General features: G+C 71.1%; 25 protein-coding genes. 13 read left to right on the top strand and 12 right to left on the bottom strand.

The features are described from left to right. Position 1: 1 nt before the first annotated feature. Complete coding sequence (locus ACFZA2_RS15160; RefSeq protein WP_391406490.1) at positions 2-211, bottom strand: hypothetical protein; 210 nt, start codon at positions 209-211, stop codon at positions 2-4. A 100-nt stretch (positions 212-311) separates the two neighbouring features. Between ACFZA2_RS15160 and ACFZA2_RS15155 the strand changes: the two genes are divergently transcribed. Next, positions 312-1,241, top strand: coding sequence for an aldo/keto reductase (locus ACFZA2_RS15155; RefSeq protein ID WP_391406488.1), 930 nt, complete (start codon positions 312-314; stop codon positions 1,239-1,241). 19 nt (positions 1,242-1,260) lie between these two features. Here ACFZA2_RS15155 and ACFZA2_RS15150 read toward each other — a convergent pair whose 3' ends face one another. The 3 genes from ACFZA2_RS15150 to ACFZA2_RS15140 all read right to left on the bottom strand — a co-directional run bounded on the left by ACFZA2_RS15150 (position 1,261) and on the right by ACFZA2_RS15140 (position 3,560). Then, positions 1,261-2,259, bottom strand: a complete 999-nt coding sequence (locus ACFZA2_RS15150; protein ID WP_391406486.1) for a hypothetical protein — start codon at positions 2,257-2,259, stop codon at positions 1,261-1,263. Next, positions 2,246-2,761 carry an RNA polymerase sigma factor gene (locus ACFZA2_RS15145; protein ID WP_391406484.1) on the bottom strand — a complete coding sequence of 172 codons (516 nt, stop codon included), beginning with the start codon at positions 2,759-2,761 and terminating at the stop codon, positions 2,246-2,248. The genes ACFZA2_RS15150 and ACFZA2_RS15145 overlap by 14 nt, the downstream gene beginning before the upstream one ends. 406 nt (positions 2,762-3,167) lie before the next feature. After that, complete coding sequence (locus ACFZA2_RS15140) at positions 3,168-3,560, bottom strand: PaaI family thioesterase (RefSeq protein ID WP_391406482.1); 393 nt, start codon at positions 3,558-3,560, stop codon at positions 3,168-3,170. Positions 3,561-3,676: 116 nt separating this feature from the next. On the opposite strand from ACFZA2_RS15140, the gene ACFZA2_RS15135 reads away from it, so the two are divergent. Continuing rightward, positions 3,677-4,999 carry an MFS transporter gene (locus tag ACFZA2_RS15135; RefSeq protein WP_391406480.1) on the top strand — a complete coding sequence of 441 codons (1,323 nt, stop codon included), beginning with the start codon at positions 3,677-3,679 and terminating at the stop codon, positions 4,997-4,999. Between the two features lie 214 nt (positions 5,000-5,213). Here ACFZA2_RS15135 and ACFZA2_RS15130 read toward each other — a convergent pair whose 3' ends face one another. From ACFZA2_RS15130 to ACFZA2_RS15110, 5 genes are all read right to left on the bottom strand, one after another. After that, complete coding sequence (locus ACFZA2_RS15130; protein WP_315995046.1) at positions 5,214-5,837, bottom strand: TetR/AcrR family transcriptional regulator; 624 nt, start codon at positions 5,835-5,837, stop codon at positions 5,214-5,216. 12 nt (positions 5,838-5,849) lie between these two features. Further along, complete coding sequence (locus ACFZA2_RS15125; RefSeq protein WP_391406478.1) at positions 5,850-7,298, bottom strand: dihydrolipoyl dehydrogenase family protein; 1,449 nt, start codon at positions 7,296-7,298, stop codon at positions 5,850-5,852. Between the two features lie 74 nt (positions 7,299-7,372). Next, on the bottom strand, positions 7,373-7,675 hold the full coding sequence (locus ACFZA2_RS15120) for a hypothetical protein (RefSeq protein ID WP_391406476.1): 303 nt from the start codon (positions 7,673-7,675) through the stop codon (positions 7,373-7,375). 34 nt (positions 7,676-7,709) lie between these two features. Continuing rightward, positions 7,710-8,549 (bottom strand): NAD-dependent epimerase/dehydratase family protein, encoded by an 840-nt coding sequence (locus ACFZA2_RS15115; RefSeq protein ID WP_391406474.1) that lies wholly within the window; start codon positions 8,547-8,549, stop codon positions 7,710-7,712. Positions 8,550-8,698: 149 nt separating this feature from the next. Continuing rightward, positions 8,699-9,112: an Asp23/Gls24 family envelope stress response protein gene (locus tag ACFZA2_RS15110; protein ID WP_391406472.1), complete on the bottom strand. Its 414-nt coding sequence runs from the start codon at positions 9,110-9,112 to the stop codon at positions 8,699-8,701. 121 nt (positions 9,113-9,233) lie between these two features. Here ACFZA2_RS15110 and ACFZA2_RS15105 point away from each other — a divergent pair, with 121 nt between their 5' ends. The 6 genes from ACFZA2_RS15105 (at position 9,234) to ACFZA2_RS15080 (ending at position 13,965) form a co-directional block, all read left to right on the top strand. Next, complete coding sequence (locus ACFZA2_RS15105) at positions 9,234-9,776, top strand: RNA polymerase sigma factor (RefSeq protein ID WP_136586844.1); 543 nt, start codon at positions 9,234-9,236, stop codon at positions 9,774-9,776. Positions 9,777-9,781: 5 nt separating this feature from the next. Further along, complete coding sequence (locus tag ACFZA2_RS15100) at positions 9,782-10,354, top strand: hypothetical protein (RefSeq protein ID WP_391406470.1); 573 nt, start codon at positions 9,782-9,784, stop codon at positions 10,352-10,354. Beyond that, complete coding sequence (locus tag ACFZA2_RS15095) at positions 10,351-10,671, top strand: hypothetical protein (RefSeq protein ID WP_391406468.1); 321 nt, start codon at positions 10,351-10,353, stop codon at positions 10,669-10,671. Before ACFZA2_RS15100 ends, ACFZA2_RS15095 begins: the two co-directional genes overlap by 4 nt. A gap of 102 nt (positions 10,672-10,773) precedes the next feature. Beyond that, on the top strand, positions 10,774-11,622 hold the full coding sequence (locus tag ACFZA2_RS15090) for an SDR family oxidoreductase (protein ID WP_391406466.1): 849 nt from the start codon (positions 10,774-10,776) through the stop codon (positions 11,620-11,622). Positions 11,623-11,803: 181 nt separating this feature from the next. Further along, positions 11,804-12,808, top strand: coding sequence for a pyridoxal-phosphate dependent enzyme (locus tag ACFZA2_RS15085; RefSeq protein ID WP_391406464.1), 1,005 nt, complete (start codon positions 11,804-11,806; stop codon positions 12,806-12,808). Further along, positions 12,805-13,965, top strand: coding sequence for a cystathionine gamma-synthase (locus ACFZA2_RS15080; RefSeq protein ID WP_391406462.1), 1,161 nt, complete (start codon positions 12,805-12,807; stop codon positions 13,963-13,965). Before ACFZA2_RS15085 ends, ACFZA2_RS15080 begins: the two co-directional genes overlap by 4 nt. Before the next feature lie 129 nt (positions 13,966-14,094). Here the strand turns inward: ACFZA2_RS15080 and ACFZA2_RS15075 are convergent, their stop codons facing one another. Continuing rightward, complete coding sequence (locus tag ACFZA2_RS15075) at positions 14,095-14,730, bottom strand: NADPH-dependent F420 reductase (RefSeq protein WP_391406460.1); 636 nt, start codon at positions 14,728-14,730, stop codon at positions 14,095-14,097. A gap of 366 nt (positions 14,731-15,096) precedes the next feature. On the opposite strand from ACFZA2_RS15075, the gene ACFZA2_RS15070 reads away from it, so the two are divergent. The 4 genes from ACFZA2_RS15070 (at position 15,097) to ACFZA2_RS15055 (ending at position 17,984) form a co-directional block, all read left to right on the top strand. Beyond that, a complete protein-coding gene (locus tag ACFZA2_RS15070) occupies positions 15,097-15,894 on the top strand; it encodes a sulfite exporter TauE/SafE family protein (RefSeq protein ID WP_391406458.1) in 798 nt (265 codons plus the stop codon). 103 nt (positions 15,895-15,997) lie between these two features. Beyond that, positions 15,998-16,447 (top strand): MaoC family dehydratase N-terminal domain-containing protein, encoded by a 450-nt coding sequence (locus ACFZA2_RS15065; protein ID WP_363390377.1) that lies wholly within the window; start codon positions 15,998-16,000, stop codon positions 16,445-16,447. Beyond that, positions 16,444-16,848: a MaoC/PaaZ C-terminal domain-containing protein gene (locus tag ACFZA2_RS15060; protein ID WP_363390374.1), complete on the top strand. Its 405-nt coding sequence runs from the start codon at positions 16,444-16,446 to the stop codon at positions 16,846-16,848. The genes ACFZA2_RS15065 and ACFZA2_RS15060 overlap by 4 nt, the downstream gene beginning before the upstream one ends. Next, positions 16,848-17,984 carry a UDP-N-acetylmuramate dehydrogenase gene (locus ACFZA2_RS15055; RefSeq protein ID WP_391406455.1) on the top strand — a complete coding sequence of 379 codons (1,137 nt, stop codon included), beginning with the start codon at positions 16,848-16,850 and terminating at the stop codon, positions 17,982-17,984. Before ACFZA2_RS15060 ends, ACFZA2_RS15055 begins: the two co-directional genes overlap by 1 nt. 97 nt (positions 17,985-18,081) lie before the next feature. Here the strand turns inward: ACFZA2_RS15055 and ACFZA2_RS15050 are convergent, their stop codons facing one another. Then, positions 18,082-19,281, bottom strand: a complete 1,200-nt coding sequence (locus tag ACFZA2_RS15050; RefSeq protein ID WP_391406453.1) for a pyridoxal phosphate-dependent aminotransferase — start codon at positions 19,279-19,281, stop codon at positions 18,082-18,084. 39 nt (positions 19,282-19,320) lie between these two features. Continuing rightward, entirely contained in the window at positions 19,321-19,644 is a 324-nt protein-coding gene (locus tag ACFZA2_RS15045) for a hypothetical protein (protein WP_391406451.1), read from the bottom strand. Between the two features lie 55 nt (positions 19,645-19,699). Between ACFZA2_RS15045 and ACFZA2_RS15040 the strand changes: the two genes are divergently transcribed. Further along, entirely contained in the window at positions 19,700-20,995 is a 1,296-nt protein-coding gene (locus ACFZA2_RS15040; protein WP_391406450.1) for a chloride channel protein, read from the top strand. Positions 20,996-21,032: the final 37 nt, after the last annotated feature.

The raw sequence follows: 21,032 nt of genomic DNA, 5'->3' as shown, positions 1-21,032 counted from the left end.
CTCAGCCCTCGTCGTCCCAGCGCGAGCGCGGGCGGTCATCGTCGTCGTCGTCGACGTGCGCGATACCGCGGGTCGCCGGCCACTCCAGCTGGAATCCGCACTCGCGGCACTCGTCGGCGTCCTCGCCCTCATCGAGGAGAGGGTGCATCGTGATGCCGCACGCCGGGCAGATGGGCTGCCGGTCATCGGGGGAGGCGTCGAGGAAGGTCATGGTGGTTCGCTTTCGGTGCACCGCCGACACCCGTCGACGGAACCTCAGGAGCAACCCGCGCCAAGGCCGGGATGTTCCCGCGCCCCGATAGCGTCGGAGCATGAGCGTCCCCGTCCCCCTCGGCCTCGGTCTCGCCGCCGTCGGCCGCCCGGCCTACATCACCACGACACGCGACGCCGACCTGGGCGACCCCGCCGAACGGTCGATCGACGCCCTGCGCGCGCGGGCGCACGAGCTGCTCGACGAAGCGTGGGCACTCGGCATCCGGTATGTGGATGCGGCACGGTCGTACGGGTTCGCCGAGGAGTTCCTCGGGTCGTGGCTGGCCGCCCATCCCGAGCGCCGCGCCTCGCTCACGATCGGCTCGAAGTGGGGCTATGCGTACGTCGGCGAGTGGAAGATGGATGCCGCGGTCCACGAGCGCAAGGAGCACTCGGCCGCGATGTTCGACCGGCAGTGGCCCGAGACGCTCGAGGCGCTCGGGACGGCCCCCGATCTCTACCTGATCCATTCCGTCACCCCCGAGAGCCCGGTCCTCATGGATGCCGCGGTGCTCGAGCGGATGCGTCGGTTGCGGGACGAGGGGGTGCGCGTGGGGCTGTCGACGAGCGGGCCGCGCCAGGGCGAGGTGCTGCGCGCGGCCCTGGCCCTCGCCGACACGCCGTTCCGCGCGGTGCAGTCGACGTGGAACCTGCGCGAGGCGTCGGCCGGTGAGGCGCTCGCCGCGGCGCACGACGCCGGCTGGACGGTGGTGCTCAAGGAGGTGCTCGCCAACGGCGCGCTGGCCGAGGTCGAACCGGGCGATACCCTCGCCCGGACGGCATCCGGGTCCGATCCCGACGTCTTCGCGATCGGCGTCGCGCGGGCGCAGTCCTTCGCCGACGTCGTGCTTCTCGGCGCGACCACGCGCGCGCACCTGCGCCGTGGCGCGGCCGCTCCGGCACGATCGATCGAGCGGTCCGAGCTCGACGCCCTCGCTGTGGACCCGGTGGTCTACTGGGCGGAACGCTCCGCGCGCCCGTGGCGCTGAGCCCGGGCGTCGGTGCGGCTCATCGGGGAGCGTCCTCTCTGTCCTGCGCGTCCCACAGGGCGTATTCGGTGAGCGACCCGGCGGGCAGGTCGAGGTCGGTGTTCGCGGCGGTCAGCGCCGACTCGAATCCGACGATGCGTCCGGTCTCGGTCGACAGCAGCAGCGTCACCTCGGTGTTCGCGGTCGATGAGGGGATGCCGGCCAGGCCCACGACCTCGCGCCCGAGGCGGTCCTGGGTCGTCCCGAGCGCCCGAAGACCGGGCGACGCGGCGACGACGTCCAGCAGCGCGGACTGCTGGGCGTCGTCCAGGGTCCACTCGCCCTGGATGCTCCGCACGCCCACGATGGCATCGCCGGCGTCCAAGGTGTCGGTGGCCCCCGTCGCCGTCGTCAGCAGCGTGCGCATCGCCTCGGGCGACGCCTCCGGCGGCGTCGGCGACAGGGGGCGGAACTGGTTGCGCACGTAACGCACGTCACCGACGACGGTCCCGGGAGCGGGGTCGACGTTCGGCACGGTGTCGCCGTCGGCGTTCGTGGCCTCGGCCGCCGTGGTCACCACCGACCCGGAGAAGTCCTCGTTCCACCGCAGATCCACCCACTCGCGTCGGAACACCGTCGCCTCGGCCCCGTCGGGGGAGGCGCTGAAGTACCAGCCGAGCGACAGGGAGCGGCGCTCCGCGGCGGCGCCGTCGTCCCCGGCGGCCAGCCGGGCCTGCGCGTCCGCGACCACCTCCGCAGCGCCGGTTCCGCTGGGCACGGCCGTGTACACGAGGGGCTTGGGGGTGAGAGCGGATGCCGAGGACCCCGGCATCCACAGCACCCCCGTCACGATGGTCAGGATCAGCACGACGGCGGCGGCCGCCGACGTCCACGCCAGTGCGGGGCGACGGCGACGCACGGGCGGGCGGTCGAGGATCTGCCGCAGACGCCGCTCGGCGTCGAGGGGGAGGGGGGCGTCGAGCGGGGTCTCGGCGGGGCCGAGGCGGCGCAGCGCGCGCGCGAGGTCATCGTCGGTCATCGCTCACCCCCTCCGCGGGGACGACGGCGCCGTCGAGCAGAGGTCGCAGCCGTGCCCTCGCTCGATTCAGTCGCGTCCACACCGCGCCGGCGTTCATCTCCATGACAAGGGCCACCTCGGCGGCCGAGAGCTCCTCCCAGTACGTGAGCCAGAGGATCTCGCGTTCGCGCTCGGGAAGACCGCGGATGGCATCGACGAGGCGTTGCGCCATCGCGGGTTCGGCCTCGCTCGCCAGAGCGCGCACGTGGTCTTCGATGTGCGTCCACAATGCCCCCTCCCTGTCGCGTCGCCGATATTCATTCGCGATGAGGTTGCGCGCGGTGCGGTACAACCACGGCAATCCGAACGGATCACGCGGATCGCGTTTGCGCCACGCGATCTCGAAGCAATCCATCGTGAGGTCGGCGGCGGCCTCGCGATCCGACACGCGCCGTTCGATGAACCGCCGAACGGCGTTGTGGTGCTCCCGGAAGAGCGCCACGAATTCCGTCTCGTCGATCACCGGCGCGCGTCTCCGTGCGTTCGAGAGGGCTGTGTCGGAATGCCGGGAATCCTTACGCGGCGACGGGCAGGAAAAAGATCTCGTCCCCTTGTAAGGAATGCGCCCCCACGGACACCACACAGATGGGGGTGGGTGTCGTCTCCGGCTTCGAGACGACGCCCATACGCCCGTCGACAGATGTTCGGGACTGAGGTCGACGGGCGAGGGAGTGCACTGCATGGGGGCGGTGCACTCCCTCGGATCCTCGTCATGTCACCCAGGATGCCAGAGCGCGGCGCGCGGCATCCCTTGCGCGCTCGCCGGGGCGGCCATCGAACACGGCCGTGACCGCCTCCGGATGCCATCGGTGTGCTTCCCCGGGGCGTGCGTCATCGAACCGGATCTGCGCGCGGTGAGACGGACGCTCTCAGTCCGGCTCGACGAGCAGGTTCGTGATGCGCGCTGTCGCGACCAGCCGGTCGTCGTCGTCGGTCACGCGCACGTCGTAGGTCGCGACACGGCGCCCGCGGTGGGCCGGGGTCGCGACGGCGTGGATGCGCCCGTCGCGGGCGCCGCGGTGGTGCGTGATGTTGAGGTCGACGCCGACGCAGACCTTCCCGAGGGTCGAGGCGTGGATCATCGCCGCCCACGACCCCACCGCTTCGGCGAGGGCTGCGGTGGCGCCGCCGTGCAGCCGACCGAGCGACTGCGTGTTGCCGTCGACGGGCATCGACGCGCTGACGCCCTCGGTCGACTGCGCCGTGACGACGATGCCGAGACGCTCGTCGAGGGCGCCGGGAACGATGGTCCACGGTGTCATGGCGGCTCCTTCCGCCGTCCTCTTGTCGGACGGTCGCGCCTCTGACACTATTACTGAACGCTCGGTCGGTAACAGTGTCGCCGAGATTCCCCTGCCCACAGAACGACGGAGTTCTCATGGCCTCGCAGACCGCGGCATCCGCCCCCGCCACCACCGGCGTGACCCGAGAGGAGCGGCGCGTGCTCGCGGGCACGCTCGTGGGCACCTCGATCGAGTGGTACGACTTCTTCATCTACGCCCAGGCGGCCGGCCTCGTGCTCGCGCCGCTGTTCCTCGCCCCGCTCGCCCAGACCGACCCGGCCATCGCCCAGGTGCTGTCGTTCGCGACGATCGGCATCTCGTTCCTCTTCCGCCCGCTCGGCGCGGTCGTGGCCGGCTACCTCGGCGACCGCCTCGGCCGCAAGAAGATGCTCGTCCTCACGCTCATCATGATGGGGGTCTCGACGGCCCTCATCGGCGTGCTGCCGACCTACGCGGCGATCGGTGTGGCGGCCCCCGTCCTGCTCATCCTGCTGCGCGTGCTGCAGGGCTTCTCGGCCGGCGGCGAGTGGGGAGGGGCGGCGCTGCTCTCGGTCGAGCACGCTCCCGCGAACCGTCGCGGATACTTCGGGGCGTACCCGCAGATCGGCGTGCCGGTCGGCATGATCCTCGCCACCGCGACGCTGTGGATCCTCACGTCGTCGATGTCGGCCGAGGCCTTCCTCGCGTGGGGCTGGCGCGTGCCCTTCCTCTTCTCGATCGTGCTCATCGTCGTCGGCTACGTCATCCGCCGCGCGGTGGAGGAGAGCCCCGTCTTCGAGGACCTCCTGCGTCGGCGCAAGGAGTCCTCCGCGCCGCTCGGTCAACTGTTCCGCAAGAACTGGCGGCAGGTCGTGCTGACCGCGCTGGTGTTCATCGGCAACAACGCCGCGGGCTATCTGCTCATCGCCTTCTTCGCCACCTACACGGTCACCGTCCTCGGGCTCGAGCGCCCCACCGTGCTGCTGGCCACGACCCTGGCATCCTTCGGGTGGCTCGGATTCACCCTCTGGGGCGGTCGGCTCTCCGACACGCTGGGTCGCGTGCGCACCTTCCAGCTCGGGTACCTCCTGCTGGCGATCTGGGCCGTGCCGATGTGGTTCCTCATCGACACGGGGAACATCGTCTGGTACTTCGTCGCCCTGTTCGTCATGACCCTGGGCCTCGGCCTGTCGTACGGTCCCCAGGCGGCGCTGTACGCGGAGATGTTCCCGGCGAACGTGCGTTACTCCGGCGTCTCGATCGGCTACGCCCTCGGCGCGATCCTCGGCGGCGCCTTCGCTCCGATGATCGCCGAGGCGCTGCTGCGCTCCACGGGCGCCTCCTGGACGATCGGGGCCTACATCGCCGTCGCCGCCCTGGTGTCGCTGGTCGCGGTCTCGTTCATCAAGGAGCCCAAGGGCATCGACCTGAGGGCCTGATCCCGGATGCCACGACGGGGCCCTGCGCGACGGCGCGGGGCCCCGTTGCGGTGCGCGGGGCGTTCGCTCTGCGCGAGGTCGTGCTGCGCCGCGCCGGGCCGCGAACGCACGCGATCGGCGCGAGATCACCCGCTGTGCGCCGCGCGGATGAGGTGATCTCGAGTCGATCGTGCGCTCTCGCGCAGGAACGCCCGCGCCGGAACGGCCGGGCCGGTCAGGACGTGCGCAGGCCCTCCAGTGCGATGCGCACGATGTCGGCCCCGAGGCGATCGCCGTCGACGCCGCCCCCGGGGCGGTACCACTCCACGACCGAGTTGATCATGCCGAACAGCAGGCGCGCCGCCACGGCGGCGTCGACGTCGTCGCGCACGTCGCCCTCGGCCTGAGCGTCGGCGACGAGCGCGGTCACGCGGTGGTCGAAGACGCGACGACGTTCGAGGGCCGCCTGCTCGACCGGGCTGTTGCCGCGCACGCGCAGCAGCAGCGTCACCGCGGGCAGTTGCGCCACGAGCACGTCGGTCGCCCCGGTGAGCACGTGCCGCAGGCGGTCGGATGCCGCGCCCTCGACGGCGCGCGGGTCGTCGAGCACCGCTTCGAGCCCGCCGAGGGCCGCCTCGAGGGCGACCGAGAGCAACTCCTCCTTCGAGGAGAAGTGGTGGTACAGCGCGGATTTGGCCAGCCCCAGGCGGCGCGCGAGGTCGGACACGCTCGTGGCGTCGTAGCCCTGCTCGTTGAACAGCTGCACCGCGACGGCCAGGATGCCGTCGCGGTCGTACCCGGGCCGGCCCCGCCGGGCAGGCACATCGGCGGCGGTCGGGGCGGAGTTCGCGGCGGTCACGTTGTCAGTGTGTCACTCCAGCAGCGCCGGGGCGTCGGCGTGCAGAAGAGCGCGTGCCGCGTTACCGATCACCGCGCTGTAGGTGGGGTAGGCGAAGCGCACCCCCGCCAGCGTCGCGACGTCGATGCCGGCCGCCATGGCGGTGGTGACCGATTGGATGACCTCGACCGCGTTCTCGCCGACCGCGTGAGCGCCCAGCACGAGTTCGCGGCGACGGTCGGCGATGAGCATCAGGAACCCGTTCTCCCGGTCGTCGATGACGGCCCGATCGAGGTCGGCGAAACGCACGGTGGCCACGACGCACGACGGGTCGCGATCGCGCGCCTGCTCCTCGGTCAGGCCGACGCCGGCGTAGTCGGGATCGGTGAATCCGCCCGCGGGCAGCAGGTGGTGCGGCGTGCGGCGGTTCGCCCCCAGGACGGCGTTCTCGGCCGCGGCCTCACCCTCGAACTGCGCCGCCTGCACGAGCATGTCGCGACCGTTCGCGTCGCCGACCGCGAGGATGTGCGGAACGATCGTGCGGAAGTAGCGGTCGACGGGGATCGCCGAACGCTCCACCTCCACCCCCGCGTTCGACAGACCGAGGTCCTCGACGTCGGCGGGCCACCCGGTGGCCATCACGACGACGTCGACGTCGATGCTCCGGCTGTCGTCGTCCTCCCGCCAGGTCAGGCTGATCGCCCCATCGTCGCGACGATCGAGTCGTTCGACGGTGTCGATTCCGGTGCGCACGTCGACGCCGTTCCGGGTGAGCGAGTCGGCGATCACCCGCGAGATCGCGGCGTCCGACGCCATGAGCACGCGCGGCGCGACGTCGAGCAGCGTCACCTCCGATCCGAAGGAGCGGAACACCGTCACCAGCTGCGCGCCGGTGTTGCCCGCGCCGATCACGGCCACGCGGTCCGGCAGCTCGGTGAGCGAGAGCACGTCCTCGGGGACGGTGGCGAGCTCGGCGCCCGGGATGGGCAGGCGCCGGGAATGTCCGCCCACGCACACGAGGATCGACTCGGCCCGGACGCGCCGGCCGCTGTCGAGCACGAGCGTGTGCTCGTCCTCGAAGCGGGCGCGGCCTTCGTGCACCAGGTCGACCCCGGCCGCGGCGAAGCGTTCGGCCTCCCGCTTGATCGAGCGCACGGCATCCACCCGCTCGTGCACGCGCGAGACGACCGCCGACCAGTCCACGCGCGGCTCGTCGACGACGATGCCGTAGTCGTCGGCCGCCCGGGTCTCGCGCATGAGCCGTGCGGCCTTGGCGAGCACGCGGGTGGGGACGCACCCGGTGTTGACGCACGTGCCACCGACGCGACCGGCCTCGAGCACGACGACGCGCGCACCCAGTTCCGCGGCGCGGAGAGCTGCGGCGGTGCCGGCGGGTCCTGCACCGATGACGGCGACGTCGTAGCGGTCGGTCGCGTCACGGGCATCGCCGGGCGTGGTGGCGGGCTGAGCGGTGTCGGTCACGGTGGTCCTCCCGGAGGTCGAGGAGACCAGTCAATCCGCCGCCCGCACCTCGGCGCCGGGGCTTGTGCTCGCGGTCAGAACCGCTCGTAGAGGTCGGTCGCGGTCAGGCCCGTGCCTCCGATCGCGTGCACGCCCGGAGCCGGGTGCAGGGCGAACGTGTCCCCGTCGTGCAGCAGGGTCGCGGTGTAGTCGCCGCGGGTGTCGAGCTTGACCTCGAACCGCCCGGTGTCGATGAGACGCAGGGTCACGACCGCTCCGCTGCGCGCGAGGAAGTTCGTCTCCTTCTCGTGCGCCGTGGGCAGCGGGATCACCGGCTCGTCCGACGGGGGCGTGGGCGGCGCCGGTGGGGGCGTGATCGGCGACTCATCGGCATCCATCCGCCGAGTCTGTCACGCCCCCACTGGCCGCGGGTCAGCGCCCGTCGCGCCAGGAGTGCTGCGGGTCGTAGCCCAGCAGGCGCCGCGCCTTGTCGATCGACAGCAGGGTCGTGTTCTCGCCCAGCTCACGCGTCTCGACGCCCGGGAACACCTCGGCCACGAGCTCGTCGTTCGGCCGGGTCATGACCGTGTCGGCTGCGGCGATGATGAAGGTCTCGAAGCCCGCCGGAGCCACCTCGAGGGCGCGCTCGATCGCCTGGGCGCCGTCGCGCGCGTCGATGTAGCCCCAGAGGTTCCACTTGCGGGTGCGGGCGTCGGCGTCGAAGGGGAACTCCGCGTAGTCCTCCGGAACCATCACGTTCGAGAAGCGCAGCGCCGTGACCGACAGGTCGGGGTTCCAGCGCACCAGCTCGGTCGCCATGCGTTCTTCGAGCGTCTTGACGAGCGAGTAGACCGACTCCGGCCGGGGTGCGTACTCCTCGTCCACGGGGATGTACGGCGGCGGAACATCGAAGGGGAGCCCCAGCACGGTCTCGCTGGAGGCGTAGACGATCTTCTCGATGCCGAGCCGCACCGCGGCCCAGAACACGTTGAACGTGCTCGTCATGTTGTTGTGGAAGGTCGCGACGTCGGAACGGATGCCGGGGGCCGGGATCGCGCCGAGGTGCACCAGGGCGTCGACGCCGCTGTGCTGGTCGTTCACGCCGGCGAGGGCGTCGATGACCTGGCCGTAGTCGGTGAGATCGACCTGGACGAACCCGGGGCCGCGCTCGCCGCGGACGTCGAGGCCGATCACGTCATGGCCGGCCGCGCCAAGTTCGCGGGCGACGACGGTGCCGAGTTTGCCGGACGAGCCGGTGAGGGCGATGCGCATGGGACTCCTGGGGTGTGGGGGAAGGTGTCGCCGACGATAGCGGTCGGCTCCGACACCGGGGCATCCATTGACGCGACCCGCCGATCGGTTCGCCGCGCCGGGCAGAGGAAAGGCCCGCGAGCGGCGTGCTCGCGGGCCCGGACGACACGTCAGTGGACGCGCGCCTCCTCCTGCTCGTCGTCGTCGCCGGGGATGAAGACGTCGACCACGGTGACGTTGATCTCGACCGCCTTCATGCCGACGATCTCGGTGATGGCGCGGCGCACGGACGACCGGACGTCGTCCGCCACACGCTGGATGCGCTCCGGGTAATCGACCTGGATCGCGATGTCGGCGGCGACCTCGGTCTCGCCGACCTCAACACTCACGCCCTGCGCGTAGTCCTTCGCGCCGACGGCCTGACGGATGTTGCCGATTACGCGGGCGGCGCCGCCGCCGAGGGCGTGGACGCCGGGGACCTCGGCCGCGGCGATACCGGCGACCTTGGCGACCACGGGGTCGACGATGACGGTCTTGCCGCCGCTGGTGCGGGCGTCGGTCGAGAGGGAGGAGTTCTGTGCCATGAGGAGCGTCCTTTCGTCAAGATCCCCGTTCGCGAAGGATGCGGGGTGTTTCGCTATGTGGACGGACCCGATTCGTGAAACGTCACGGCTCGAGGCTGAACATTCGCTGACAGGAACCACGATGCCCTCTTTGTCCACCGCCACCGACGCCTTCCTCGCGTCGCGCGCGGCCGACGGCGACCAGCTGGCGTTCGGGGTCCTGGTGCGTCGACACGCTCCATTCCTCGTCGCCTTCGCCACGCGCCTCACCGGTTCGCGGGCCGACGCCGACGATTGCGTCCAGGAAGCGCTCATCACGGCGTGGCGTCGCCTGCCTGACCTCACCGATCCCGAGAAGGTGCGAAGCTGGCTCACGACCATCGTGTCGCGGAAGGCGACGGATCGCCTCCGTTCCCGGAAGATCTCCGATCAGATCGACGAGGAGATGGTCTCGGCGGCCGATGACCCGGAGCGCTCGGCCGTGGCGTCGTCGCAGATGGACGCCCTGAAGAAGGTGTTGGCGGAGCTGCCCGAGGAACTACGCGTGGTGTGGGTGCTGCGCGAGGTCGGCGGCCACAGCTACGACGAGATCGCCGTCGAGGTGGGGGAGTCTGCCGCCACCGTGCGAGGCCGCCTCGCCCGGGCTCGCAAGACCGTGTTGGAACGCATGCAGGAGTGGAGGTGACCGGAATGAGCGAATTCAACGACGACGTCGGCGGCTCCGGCTATTCGCTGGAGGACCTCTCCGCCTACCTCGATCGCGGGCGCACCCCCCGCATCTCCGCGATCGAACGCAACGCCGAGTGCCAGGCGATCCTCGCCTCGATGGAGCGCATGGGCCGGCTGTCGCGCGAGATCGTGGAGGAGCAGGCGGCCGAGCCCCTCGCCGACTCCTGGTACGACAGCATCATGCGGGAGGTGATGCGGGAGTTCCGCTCCGGCCGTGACATCCCCCTGGCGCGCACCGAGGACGGGACCGAGATCGTCGTCACCGAGGGCGCGCTATACGAGCTGATCCGCACGGTGGGCGACGGGATCGAGGGTCTGCTCGTCGGCCGGGTGCGGCTGAACCAGCTCGAGCCCGATGCGCCGCTCGACGTGCGCGTGACGGTCAGCGTGCGCTTCGGGCGCGCGATCACCGCCGCCGTCGACGAGATGCGCGACGGCATCCGTCGAGCGATCGAAAGGCACGGCGATCTGAAGGTGGGCCGCGTCGACGTGACCGTCGGCGACGTGCATCTGGACGAGGGGGAAGACGCATGACCCGCATCACCGCAGCCGAACTGGCGCCGCGCATCGACCTGGCCGTCACCGCGGTCGAGGGTGTGCGGGAGTGCTACTCCGCTCGGCCCGTCGTCGCACGGGCGTTCGAGCACGTCGCCGACGTCGAGGGCTCGCTGTCCGCCGTCGATGACGTTCCGGGCGCCCGGGCCATCACGGTGTGCATCGGGGTCTCGATCCAGGACGACAGCGCCGCCGTGGCCGCGGCGGTCGCGGCGGCGGCCCGGGGTGCGGGCGGAGACGACGAGCCGGCGACGGTCCGCGTGCGCGTGGCCCGCCTGGTCGCCCCCGCGACCTGAGCGCGACCGCCCGCGCGGTGAAGCTCCATCGCTGAGGCAATTCCCGGCCGCGGGCGTGCCCGGCGCAATACGCTGGATGCACCGCTCACCCCCGGAGGCCGTATGTCCACGCCGCCCGTCATCGCCGTCACCGGATCCACCGGTGCCGTGGGAGGCCGCGTCGCGCGCGACCTCGCCGCCCGCGGCATCCCGCAGCGTCTTCTCGTGCGCGACGCGTCACGCGCTCCGCGTCTCGACGGTGCCGAGGTCCACGTGGCCCGGTACTCCGACGCGGATGCCGCTCACGCGGCGCTGCAGGGAGTCGAGACGCTGCTGATGGTCTCCGCGTCGGAGACCGCCGACCGCGTAGAGCACCACCGCACGTTCGTCGAGGCCGCCGCCCGGGCCGGGGTGCGCTCGATCGTCTACACGTCGTTCCTCGCCGCCGCGCCCGACGCGGTGTTCACCCTCGGTCGCGACCACGCGGCGACCGAGGACATCATCCGGGCCTCGGGGATGAGCCACACCTTCCTGCGCGACAACTTCTACATGGACATGATGGAGCTCTTCGCCGGCGACGACGGGGTGATCCGCGGCCCCGCGGGCGAAGGGCGTTGCTCGCTCGTGTCGCGCTCCGACGTCGCCGCCACGGCGGTCGCGGTGCTGCGTGATCCGTCCGCCCACGCCGACGTCTCCTACGACCTCACCGGTCCCGAGGCGTTGACGATGACCGAGGTCGCCGAGAAGATCTCGGCGGTGCGGGGTCACCCCGTGCGCTTCCTCGATGAGACGGTGGACGAGGCGTACGCGTCACGGGCCGCATTCGGCGCCCCGCGCTGGCAGGTCGATGCGTGGGTGAGCACGTACACCTCCATCGCCAGCGGCGACCTCGCCGCGGTGTCCGCCGATGTCGAGCGCGTCACGGGTCGTCCCGCGCAGAGCTTCGAGGAGTTCCTGGGCGCGGTGTCCTGAGGCCGGAGCCACAGACGCCGAGCCGGAGACGGATCGGTCTCGCGTGACGTCGCCCTCCCGACTCGGGTATGCTGACCGCGTGCTGACCTGTCGCTGTTGTCGCTGAACGCCCCCGCGTTCCCTCTCGACGACCCCGTCAGCCGCGCCCAGCCGGGTGCACCCGACCTTTCAGGATGCCATCGTGCGTTACGCCCAGAGCGTCGCCGACCTCGTCGGCAACACCCCCCTCGTCCGTCTCACCCGCGTCACCGACGGCATCGCCGCCACGGTGCTCGCGAAGATCGAGTACTTCAACCCCGGCGGATCGGCCAAGGACCGCATCGCCGCGAACATCGTGGATGCCGCCGAGCGCGACGGCCTGCTGCGGCCCGGTGGTGTGATCGTCGAGCCCACCAGCGGCAACACGGGAGTCGGTCTCGCACTCGTTGCCCAGCAGCGCGGATACCGCTGCGTCTTCGTCGTCCCGGATAAGGTCGCGGAGGACAAGCGCGCGGTGCTGCGCGCCTACGGGGCCGAGGTCGTGGTCACGCCCACGAACGTCGAACCCGACGACCCGAACTCCTACTACAGCGTGTCCGACCGGCTCGTCCGTGAGATCCCGGGTGCCTTCAAGCCCAACCAGTACGCCAACCCGAACGGTCCGCGCAGCCACTACGAGACCACCGGTCCCGAGATCTGGCGCGACACCGAGGGGCAGCTCACGCACCTCGTCGCGGGTGTCGGCACGGGCGGCACGATCACCGGCACCGGCCGGTACCTGCGCGAGGTCGCCGGCTCTGCGGTGCGCATCGTCGGCGTCGATCCCGAGGGCTCGATCTATTCGGGAGACGACATCCACGGCTACGACGTCGAGGGTGTCGGCGAGGACTTCTGGCCGCCGGCGTTCGACCCCACCCTCGTGGACGCCTACGAGCGCGTCTCCGACGCCGAGTCGTTCGCGATGACCCGTCGCCTCGCCCGCGAGGAGGGCCTGCTCGTCGGCGGCTCCAGCGGTATGGCCGTCGTGGGCGCGTTGCGCGTGGCCCGCGAGCTCCCCGCCGACGCGGTGGTCGTCGTGGTGCTGCCCGACCACGGTCGCGGCTACTTGAGCAAGATCTTCGACGACGACTGGATGACGCAGCGGGGCTACGACGTTGCACCCGTGGCATCCGTCATCCCCCCGAGCACCCAGGAGCACTCCGCATGAGCACCCACGACGCCGCCCGCGGTTTCGACAGCCTCGCCGTCCACGCCGGTCAGGCGCCCGATGAGACCACCGGCGCGGTCATCCCGCCCATCCACGTCTCGACGACCTACGCTCAGGACGGCATCGGCGGCCTGCGCGGCGGCTACGAGTACGGACGCAGCGGCAACCCCACCCGCACCGCGCTCGAGACCCAGATCGCCGCGCTCGAAGGCGGCGCCCGTGCGCTGTCGTTCGCCTCGGGCCTCGCCGGAGAAGACGCCCTTCTCCGGGCCGCCCTGGCACCCGGCGACGAGGTGCTGCTCGGCAACGACGTCTACGGCGGCACGTACCGCCTGCTGGCGCGCGTGCTCGGCCCTTGGGGCGTGAAGCTCCGCGTCGTCGACATGAGCGACCTGGATGCCGTGGCCGCCGCCATCGCGGAGCGCGCGCCGAAGATGGTCTGGGTCGAGACGCCCAGCAACCCCATGCTCCGCATCACCGACATCGCGGGTCTCTCGCGTCTCGGGCACGACGCCGGCGCACTGGTCGTCGTCGACAACACCTTCGCCTCGCCCGCCCTGCAGCGCCCGCTCTCGCTCGGCGCCGACGTCGTCGTGCACTCCGCGACGAAGTACCTCGGCGGACACAGCGACGTGGTGGGCGGCGCCCTCGCGTTCGCCGACGCCGCGTTGGCCGAGAAGGTGCAGTTCCTGCAGTTCGCCGCGGGGGCCGTGTCGAGCCCCTTCGACGCCTACCTGACGACGCGCGGCATCAAGACCCTGGCCGTGCGCATGCAGCGCCACAGCTCCAACGCCCAGGCCGTCGCCGAGCATCTGCTCGCGCACGACCGCGTGGCGAAGGTCTACTACCCCGGCCTCCCCTCCCACCCCGGCCACGAGTTGGCGGCCCGGCAGATGAGCGGCTTCGGCGGCATCGTCTCGCTCGAGCTCGCCGACGGGGCAGCCGCGCGCCGCTTCGCGGAGTCGACCCACCTGTTCACCCTCGCCGAGTCCCTCGGCGGCGTCGAGTCGCTGGTCAACTACCCGGATGCTATGACCCACGCCTCCGTCCGCGGCACCGAGCTCGCGGTGCCCGAGACGATCGTGCGCCTGTCGGTGGGCATCGAGTCGGTCGACGACCTCGTCGCCGACGTCGACCAGGCGCTGGCCTCCCTCTGATCGAAACGACGAACCCGGCGCTCCGCAGATGCGGGCGCCGGGTTCGTCGTTTCGCGCGAGTCGCCGATCTTCGTCGCCTGCGAATATCCCGAGGCGGCGAGAAGTGGCGACTCACGCGGGGAAGCGGGCTCAGCGCTCGGCGCGGGCCAGGTTCTGCTCGAGCTCGCCGCGGTTCTGACGCACGACGTAGGCGGGCTGGTCGCGCTCGACGCGCCAGCTCTCGCTCAGGGGACCGACATTCACGGTGTCGAAGCCGAACTCGTCGTAGATGCGGGTGACGAGGGCGACGGCCTCGTCGGAGTCGCTCGAGGTGGCCAGAGCGCGGCGGTCGTCGGTGCCCGCCGGGGCGCCACCGGTGAGGATGTCGGCCGCGGGGATGTGATTGAACGCCTTGACGACGACCGACTCGGGAAGGTGCTCCTGCAGCATCTGCGAGGTGGTGGTCTTCTTGTCGTCGAGGGCGGCGATGTGCCCGTCGCGCTCGAAGTAGTAGTTGTTCGTGTCGAGCACGGGCTTACCGGCGAGAGGGGCGACGGGGATGTCGTCGATCGCCTTCAGCGGCACGGTCACCACGACGATGTCGCCGGCCTCGGCGGCTTCCTGCGCGGTGGCGGCGCGAGCGCGCTCTCCCACGGAGGAGACCAGGTCGCCCAGGGTCTCCGGACCGCGCGAGTTGGCGATGACCACGTCGTAGCCGTGATCCGCGAAGCCCTGAGCGAGAGCCGAACCGATGTTTCCTGCGCCGATGATTCCTACGGTTGTCATGCACGTCTGCAACGGCACCAGCGGCGAGGGCATTCCCGGGAGCGCTACCAAGAAATCACTGGCTTAAATAATTAGCATTTCTAGATATTCGTGTCAACCGGTGCGATCCGGACGGACGGGGTGTCTATCGTCATCTCTGTCGCACCCTCACGCGAGTGGTCGCAGTCCGGTGTTCGGGTCACCGTCCTGCTTGACCTGTGAGGGCGACGGCCCCCGGTGGACGCGGCTTCGGATCACCGGGGGCCGCTTTCATTCCTGCGTCCCTCGATGGTCCTGATCGGCATCCGTCCCACCGGCGTCGGTGCGCGGGAGTGGGAGACTGGGGCCTCGGCGAGACGCGCTCGCCCCCTGATTCCGAGGATCTCCGTGACGATCGCCACCCGCCCGCCCCGCACTGCCCGCCTCTACGTCGTCTGCGTCGCGGTCGGCCTGCTCGCCGGGTTGATGTCGGGCCTGTTCGGCGTCGGCGGCGGCACCGTCATCGTCCCGCTGCTCGTCCTGCTGCTCGGGTTCGACCAGCGCCTCGCGGCAGGTACCTCGCTCGCGGCGATCGTCCCCACGGCATCCGTCGGGGTCATCACCTATGCCGTCGACGGCCACGTCGCCTGGCTGCCGGCGCTCATCCTCGCGGCGGGGGCCGTCGGCGGGGCGCAGATCGGCACGTGGCTGCTGCCCAAGCTCTCGCAGACGGCCCTGCGGTGGGCGTTCGTCGCCTTCCTCGTCGCGGTGATCGTGAGCCTGTACTTCGTCATCCCCTCCCGTGACGCCGACCTCGTGCTCACGTGGGTCACCGGACCCGGCCTGGCCGTGCTCGGCGTGATCACGGGCATCCTGGCGGGACTGCTCGGCGTCGGCGGCGGCATCATCGTCGTCCCCGCACTTCTGCTGCTCTTCGGGACGAGCGACCTCGTCGCCAAGGGCACCTCGCTGTTGATGATGATCCCGACGGCGGTGTCGGGCACGGTCGGCAACCTCCGCCGTTCCAACGTGGATCTGCCCGCCGCGCTCTGCGTCGGCGTCGCCGCGTGCGCCACGACCGCTGTCGGTGCGCAGATCGCGAAGGCCGTCGATCCCTTCGTGGCGAACGTGCTGTTCTCGATCTTCCTCGTCTTCATCGCCTCGCAGATCGCCGTCAAGGCCGTGCGGGGTCGCCATCAGCGCTGAAGCACCCACGGCGTCGCAGTCGGCGCCGAACTCCTCGAGGCCGGGCCGGACAGGCGGATGCCGAGGGCACGGCTCTGTCGGGCCCTCTCGGTAGACTGACCCGGTGCCCGTGAACCCCGAACTGGTCGGCCGCGTCTTCCCGCCGACCGTGCCGTACCTCGTCGGTCGCGAGAAGGTGCGCGAGTTCGCCCGCGCCGTCTTCGCCGACGCCCCGCAGCATTCCGACCCGGACGCCGCGCGCGCCCTCGGCTACGACGACGTCGTGGCCCCGCCGACCTTCGCGATGGTGGTGCAAGACCTGACGCTGCAGCAGCTGCTGGGCGACCCCGATTCGGGCATCGAGCTCTCGCGTCTCGTCCACGCCGAGCAGCGCTTCCGCTACACGCGCCCCATCGTCGCCGGCGACGAGCTCGTCGCGACGCTGTCGGTCACCGGCATCCGGTCGATGGGCGGCAACGCGATGATCACGAGCGAAGCGGAGATCGTGGATGCCACCGGCGCCCACGTCGTGACGACGACGAGCGTCCTGCTCGCGGGGGAGGCCGGCGCATGAGCGCGTTCACCGTGGGCGAGGTCGTCGCCGAGCGTTCCGTGCATCTCACGCGCGAGTCGCTCGTGCGCTACGCGGGGGCGTCAGGAGACTTCAACCCCATCCACTACCGCGACGACGTCGCGGCGGCCGTGGGGCTCCCGGGCGTCCTCGCGCACGGGATGCTCACGATGGGCATCGCCGTCGGCACGCTGGCCGAGGCCCTGGGCGACAGCGGACGCATCGCGGAGTACGGCGTGCGCTTCACGCGCCCCGTCGTCGTCGACCCCGAGACCGGGGCCGACCTGCACGTGAGCGCGAAGGTGGGCGCGGTCGACGACGACATCGCCCGCATCGACCTGACCGTGACGTTCGCCGAGACGACCGTGCTCGGCAAGGCCCAGGTGCGGGTGCGGCTGCGCTGATGCCCCAGGTCGCTCCGGTCCCGTTGTCGCAGCTCACCACGCTGCGCACCGGCGGTGAACCCGCTCGTCTCATCGAGGCGACGACGGTCGACGAACTCGTCGCCGCCCTCCGCGAGGCGTGGGCCGCCGGCGAGCCGTGGTTCGTGCTCGGCGGAGGGTCCAATCTCTTCGTCGGCGACGAACCGCTCGAGGGCACCGTGATCCGCGTGCGCACCTCCGGTATCGACGAACTCCCCGGCTCCCGGCCCGACACCGTCCGCTTGCGGGTGCAGGCCGGACACGATTGGGACGCCCTCGTCGCCGAGACGGTCGAGCGCGGGTACGCCGGTGTCGAGGCGATGTCCGGCATCCCGGGCACCGTCGGCGCGGCTCCCGTGCAGAACGTCGGCGCCTACGGGCAGGAGATCGTGCAGACGCTCGTCGAGGTCGAGCTGATCGACGAGTCCACGGGTGAGGTGTCGACGGTCCCGGCATCCGAGCTCGGTCTGGGCTTCCGTACCTCGGTGCTCAAGCACCACTACGGCTCGGTGCCCGAGCGGCCCGCCGTCATCCTGTCGGTCACGCTCGAGCTCGAGCGCGTCGGCACCGACGAGCGGCCGATCGCGGGGGAGCAGCTGCGCGGCGCCCTCGGACTCGAGGCCGACCAGGCCGTGTCGTTGCGGTGGATCCGCGACCACGTCCTCGCCACGCGTGCGCGCAAGGGAATGGTCCTCGACGCCGAAGATCCCGACACCTGGAGCGCCGGCTCGTTCTTCCAGAACGCGATCGTCTCGGAGGCGTTCGCGCGCACCCTTCCGGACGCGTGCCCGAAGTGGCCGATGGGCCCGGCCCTCGACCCGGTGACGGTGATCCCGCTCGCCGCGTTCGACGGCATCCTGCCTCCGCCGCCGGTCGAGAACCGTCAGGTGAAGGTGAGCGCCGCGTGGTTGATCGAGAACGCGGGGCTCTCGCGCGGGTTCCGGTTCCCGCGCTCGCGCGCCGGCCTCTCGACAAAGCACACGCTGGCCCTCACCAACCGCGGCGAGGCCACCGCGGCCGAGATCGCCCAGCTCGCGCGCTTCGTGCAGCAGCGCGTGCAGTCCGAGTTCGGTCTGCTGCTGCAGCCCGAGCCCGTCCTGGTGAACGTCGAGTTGTAGCCCCCAGCCCGGCTCTCGTTCCGCGCCGTCCCGCGCCCTGCGGTGAGGGGTCAGACCCCTCACCGGGAGGGTGGGAGCGCGAGAGCGCGAGGAGGGTTCAGGCGAACAGGCGCTGGAGGCGCTGGACGCCCTCGAGCAGCTGGTCGTCGCCGAGGGCGTACGACAGGCGGACGTAGCCGCTCGGACCGAACGCCTCGCCCGGCACCACGGCGACCTCGGCCTGCTCGAGGATGAGGTCGGCGAGCTCGAGCGAGGTCGTCGGAGTCACGCCGCCCCACGAGCGGTTCAGCAGGCCCTGGACGTCGGGGTACACGTAGAACGCGCCGAGCGGGTTGGGCACCTGCACGCCGTCGATCTTCGACAGTTCCGACACGATCAGCTGACGGCGACGGTCGAAGGCGAGACGGAACTGCTCGGCCTCGTCCTGCGGGCCGTTGAGGGCCTCGGCGGCGGCGATCTGGGCGATGTTGTTGACGTTGCTCGACAGGTGCGACTGCAGGTTGCCGGCGAGCTTCATGGCATCCGCCGGTCCCACCATCCAGCCCACGCGCCACCCGGTCATGGCGTAGGTCTTCGCGACACCGTTGACGAGGATCGTCTGCTCGGCGAGCTCGGGCACGGCCTCGACGATCGAGACGGCACGCACGCCCTCGTAGGTGAGGTTCTGGTAGATCTCGTCGGTGATGACCCAGATGCCGTGCTCGAGGGCCCAGCGGCCGATCTCGGCCGTCTCCTCGGCGGTGTAGACCGAGCCGGTCGGGTTCGACGGCGAGACGAACACCAGCACGGTGGTCTTGTCGGTGCGCGCGGCCTCGAGCTGGGCGACGGTGACCTTGTAGTCCTGGTCGGCACCGGCGAACACCTCGACGGGCGTGCCGTCGGCGAGCGCGATGGCCTCCGGGTACGTCGTCCAGTACGGCGCGGGCAGCAGCACCTCGTCGCCGGGGTTCACCACGGTCTGGAACGCCTGGTACACCGACTGCTTGCCGCCGTTGGTGACGATGACCTGCGACGGCGAGACCTCGAGGCCCGAGTCGCGCAGCGTCTTCGCGGCGATGGCCTCGCGCAGCACGGGGAGGCCGGCGGCGGGGGTGTAGCGGTAGTTCTTCGGGTCCTGCAGCGCCTTCGCCGCGGCATCCACGATGAACGACGGCGTGGCGAAGTCGGGCTCGCCGGCCGCGTACGAGATGACGGGGCGACCGGCGGCCTGGAGGGCCTTGGCCTTGGCGTCGACCTTGAGGGTCGCGGACTCGGCGATGGCGGACAGCTTGCGGGAGAGCGGGGCGCGGGAAGTCACGGTTCCGAGCCTAGTGTTTCCGCGCTTTCGCGCCGAGGGTCATGACGGCCAGGGCGCGAGGATCAACAGCGCCGGAACGAGCATCAGGATGCCGAGCCCGAGCGCCACGACGGACCACGCCCGGCGACCGGATCGACGCGCGGCGACGACGAGACCGACGATCGCCAGGAGGACGACGACGATCCCACCGACGAAGAGCAGCGGCAGCAGGATGATCCCCATCCACCAGATCGCGTTCATCTCGGGGATGAGGCCCACGACGAAGACGAAGAGCGTCGGGACCAGGAGGGCGGCGGAGAGGATCACCGCGACGAGTCCGAGCACGTCGAAGGGCCGGCGGGTCGTGACGGGCGGGGGCGTCATGAGGTCAGGCTACCGTCGGTCGGAACACGAAACATGGGTCGATTAGCGTGGCGGGGTGACAGCTCAGACCGCCACGCCCCTGCGTTCCCGTCGACGGGGATTCGCCTCCCTCATGCGGCTGGGGATCGCGACCCTCATCGTGGGCGTGACCACCGGTGTCGCCGTGCTGCTGCTCGTGTGGATCGTGCACAGCCTCGAGCATCTCGTGTGGGGTCACGAGGAGGGGCCGTTCCTCGACGGCCTCGCGTATCCCGAGACCTGGTGGCTTCCGATCGTCACGGTGGGCGGGGCGGGCGTCGTGGCCGCCGTCGGCTGGTACCTGCTGCGCCGCTTCGGTCGCCGGATCGCCACCGTCGAGCAGGGCGTCGACGGAGCCCGGATGCCGTGGTGGGAGACGCTCGCCGACACCGTCATCCAGGTGGGGTCGGTGGCGATGGGCGCGTCCATCGGCAAGGAGGTCGCTCCGCGCGAGCTGTCGGCGATGGCGGGCTCGAAGGTCGTGAAGTGGTTCGGCCTCGACGCGCGGTGGTGTCGCATCCTCATCGCCTCGGCCGCGGGGGCGGGTCTCGCCGCCGTCTACAACGTGCCCCTCGCCGGCGCCCTCTTCGCCGTGGAGATCCTGCTCGCGCAGTTCAGCGTGGGCGCAGCGGTGGTGGCGCTGACCGTCAGCACCATCGCCACCCTCGTCGCGCGTCCGCTCGTGGGGGACGGTTCGCTCTATTCGATCGGCTCGGTCGAGGTGAACGCGTCGCTCATCGTCGCCGCGATCCTCATCGGCCCTCTCATGGGGTGGGGAGCGACGAGCTTCGCCATGGTGACGAAGAAGCTCGCTCGTTTCCGTCCCGAGGGGTGGAAGCTGCTGGTCGCCCTGCCGCTGACGTTCACGGCCGTCGGCGCCGTCGGAGCGGCCTTCCCGCTCATCCTCGGCAACGGCCGCGCGCTGGCGACCGCGGGTTTCGACCTCTCGCAGCCCGCCCTGCTGCTCATCGCGCTCGCCGTGCTGAAGTACGTCGCGACCGTGATGTCGCTGGGGTCGGGCGCGATCGGGGGAACGCTGCAGCCCTCGGTGGCCATCGGTGCCGCTCTCGGAGCCGCGGCGGCGGCCGGGTGGGCGTTCGTCTGGCCCGGTGCCGATGGAACGGCTCTCGCGATCGTCGCGGCGTCGGCGTTCCTGGCATCCAACATGCGGGCTCCGTTCACCGCGATCGCCCTCATCATCGAGTTCACGAACACCGGCTTCGACCTGCTGCTGCCGATCTTCCTCGCCGTCGCCGGGTCGCTCGCGGCGTCGAAGCTCACCTCGCGCGAGAGTTTGCGGCCCTTCGCTCCGATCGACCCGGCGCGTCCCTGACGCCCCCCCCGCACCGCACGAACGCTGCCGGAGGCGT

Origin of the sequence: Microbacterium sp. NPDC007973 (genome assembly GCF_042958465.1) — a bacterium.
GTDB lineage: Bacteria > Actinomycetota > Actinomycetes > Actinomycetales > Microbacteriaceae > Microbacterium > Microbacterium galbum.
This window is presented reverse-complemented; position numbering and strand designations above follow the sequence as displayed.

Bases quoted from the DNA above. Each gene is read 5' to 3' on its own strand.
- ACFZA2_RS15160 (WP_391406490.1), bottom strand. From the start codon at position 211: ATGACCTTCCTCGACGCCTCCCCCGATGACCGGCAGCCCATCTGCCCG.
- ACFZA2_RS15155 (WP_391406488.1), top strand. From the start codon at position 312: ATGAGCGTCCCCGTCCCCCTCGGCCTCGGTCTCGCCGCCGTCGGCCGC.
- ACFZA2_RS15150 (WP_391406486.1), bottom strand. From the start codon at position 2,259: ATGACCGACGATGACCTCGCGCGCGCGCTGCGCCGCCTCGGCCCCGCC.
- ACFZA2_RS15140 (WP_391406482.1), bottom strand. From the start codon at position 3,560: ATGACACCGTGGACCATCGTTCCCGGCGCCCTCGACGAGCGTCTCGGC.
- ACFZA2_RS15135 (WP_391406480.1), top strand. From the start codon at position 3,677: ATGGCCTCGCAGACCGCGGCATCCGCCCCCGCCACCACCGGCGTGACC.
- ACFZA2_RS15120 (WP_391406476.1), bottom strand. From the start codon at position 7,675: ATGGATGCCGATGAGTCGCCGATCACGCCCCCACCGGCGCCGCCCACG.
- ACFZA2_RS15115 (WP_391406474.1), bottom strand. From the start codon at position 8,549: ATGCGCATCGCCCTCACCGGCTCGTCCGGCAAACTCGGCACCGTCGTC.
- ACFZA2_RS15110 (WP_391406472.1), bottom strand. From the start codon at position 9,112: ATGGCACAGAACTCCTCCCTCTCGACCGACGCCCGCACCAGCGGCGGC.
- ACFZA2_RS15105 (WP_136586844.1), top strand. From the start codon at position 9,234: ATGCCCTCTTTGTCCACCGCCACCGACGCCTTCCTCGCGTCGCGCGCG.
- ACFZA2_RS15100 (WP_391406470.1), top strand. From the start codon at position 9,782: ATGAGCGAATTCAACGACGACGTCGGCGGCTCCGGCTATTCGCTGGAG.
- ACFZA2_RS15095 (WP_391406468.1), top strand. From the start codon at position 10,351: ATGACCCGCATCACCGCAGCCGAACTGGCGCCGCGCATCGACCTGGCC.
- ACFZA2_RS15090 (WP_391406466.1), top strand. From the start codon at position 10,774: ATGTCCACGCCGCCCGTCATCGCCGTCACCGGATCCACCGGTGCCGTG.
- ACFZA2_RS15080 (WP_391406462.1), top strand. From the start codon at position 12,805: ATGAGCACCCACGACGCCGCCCGCGGTTTCGACAGCCTCGCCGTCCAC.
- ACFZA2_RS15075 (WP_391406460.1), bottom strand. From the start codon at position 14,730: ATGACAACCGTAGGAATCATCGGCGCAGGAAACATCGGTTCGGCTCTC.
- ACFZA2_RS15060 (WP_363390374.1), top strand. From the start codon at position 16,444: ATGAGCGCGTTCACCGTGGGCGAGGTCGTCGCCGAGCGTTCCGTGCAT.
- ACFZA2_RS15055 (WP_391406455.1), top strand. From the start codon at position 16,848: ATGCCCCAGGTCGCTCCGGTCCCGTTGTCGCAGCTCACCACGCTGCGC.
- ACFZA2_RS15045 (WP_391406451.1), bottom strand. From the start codon at position 19,644: ATGACGCCCCCGCCCGTCACGACCCGCCGGCCCTTCGACGTGCTCGGA.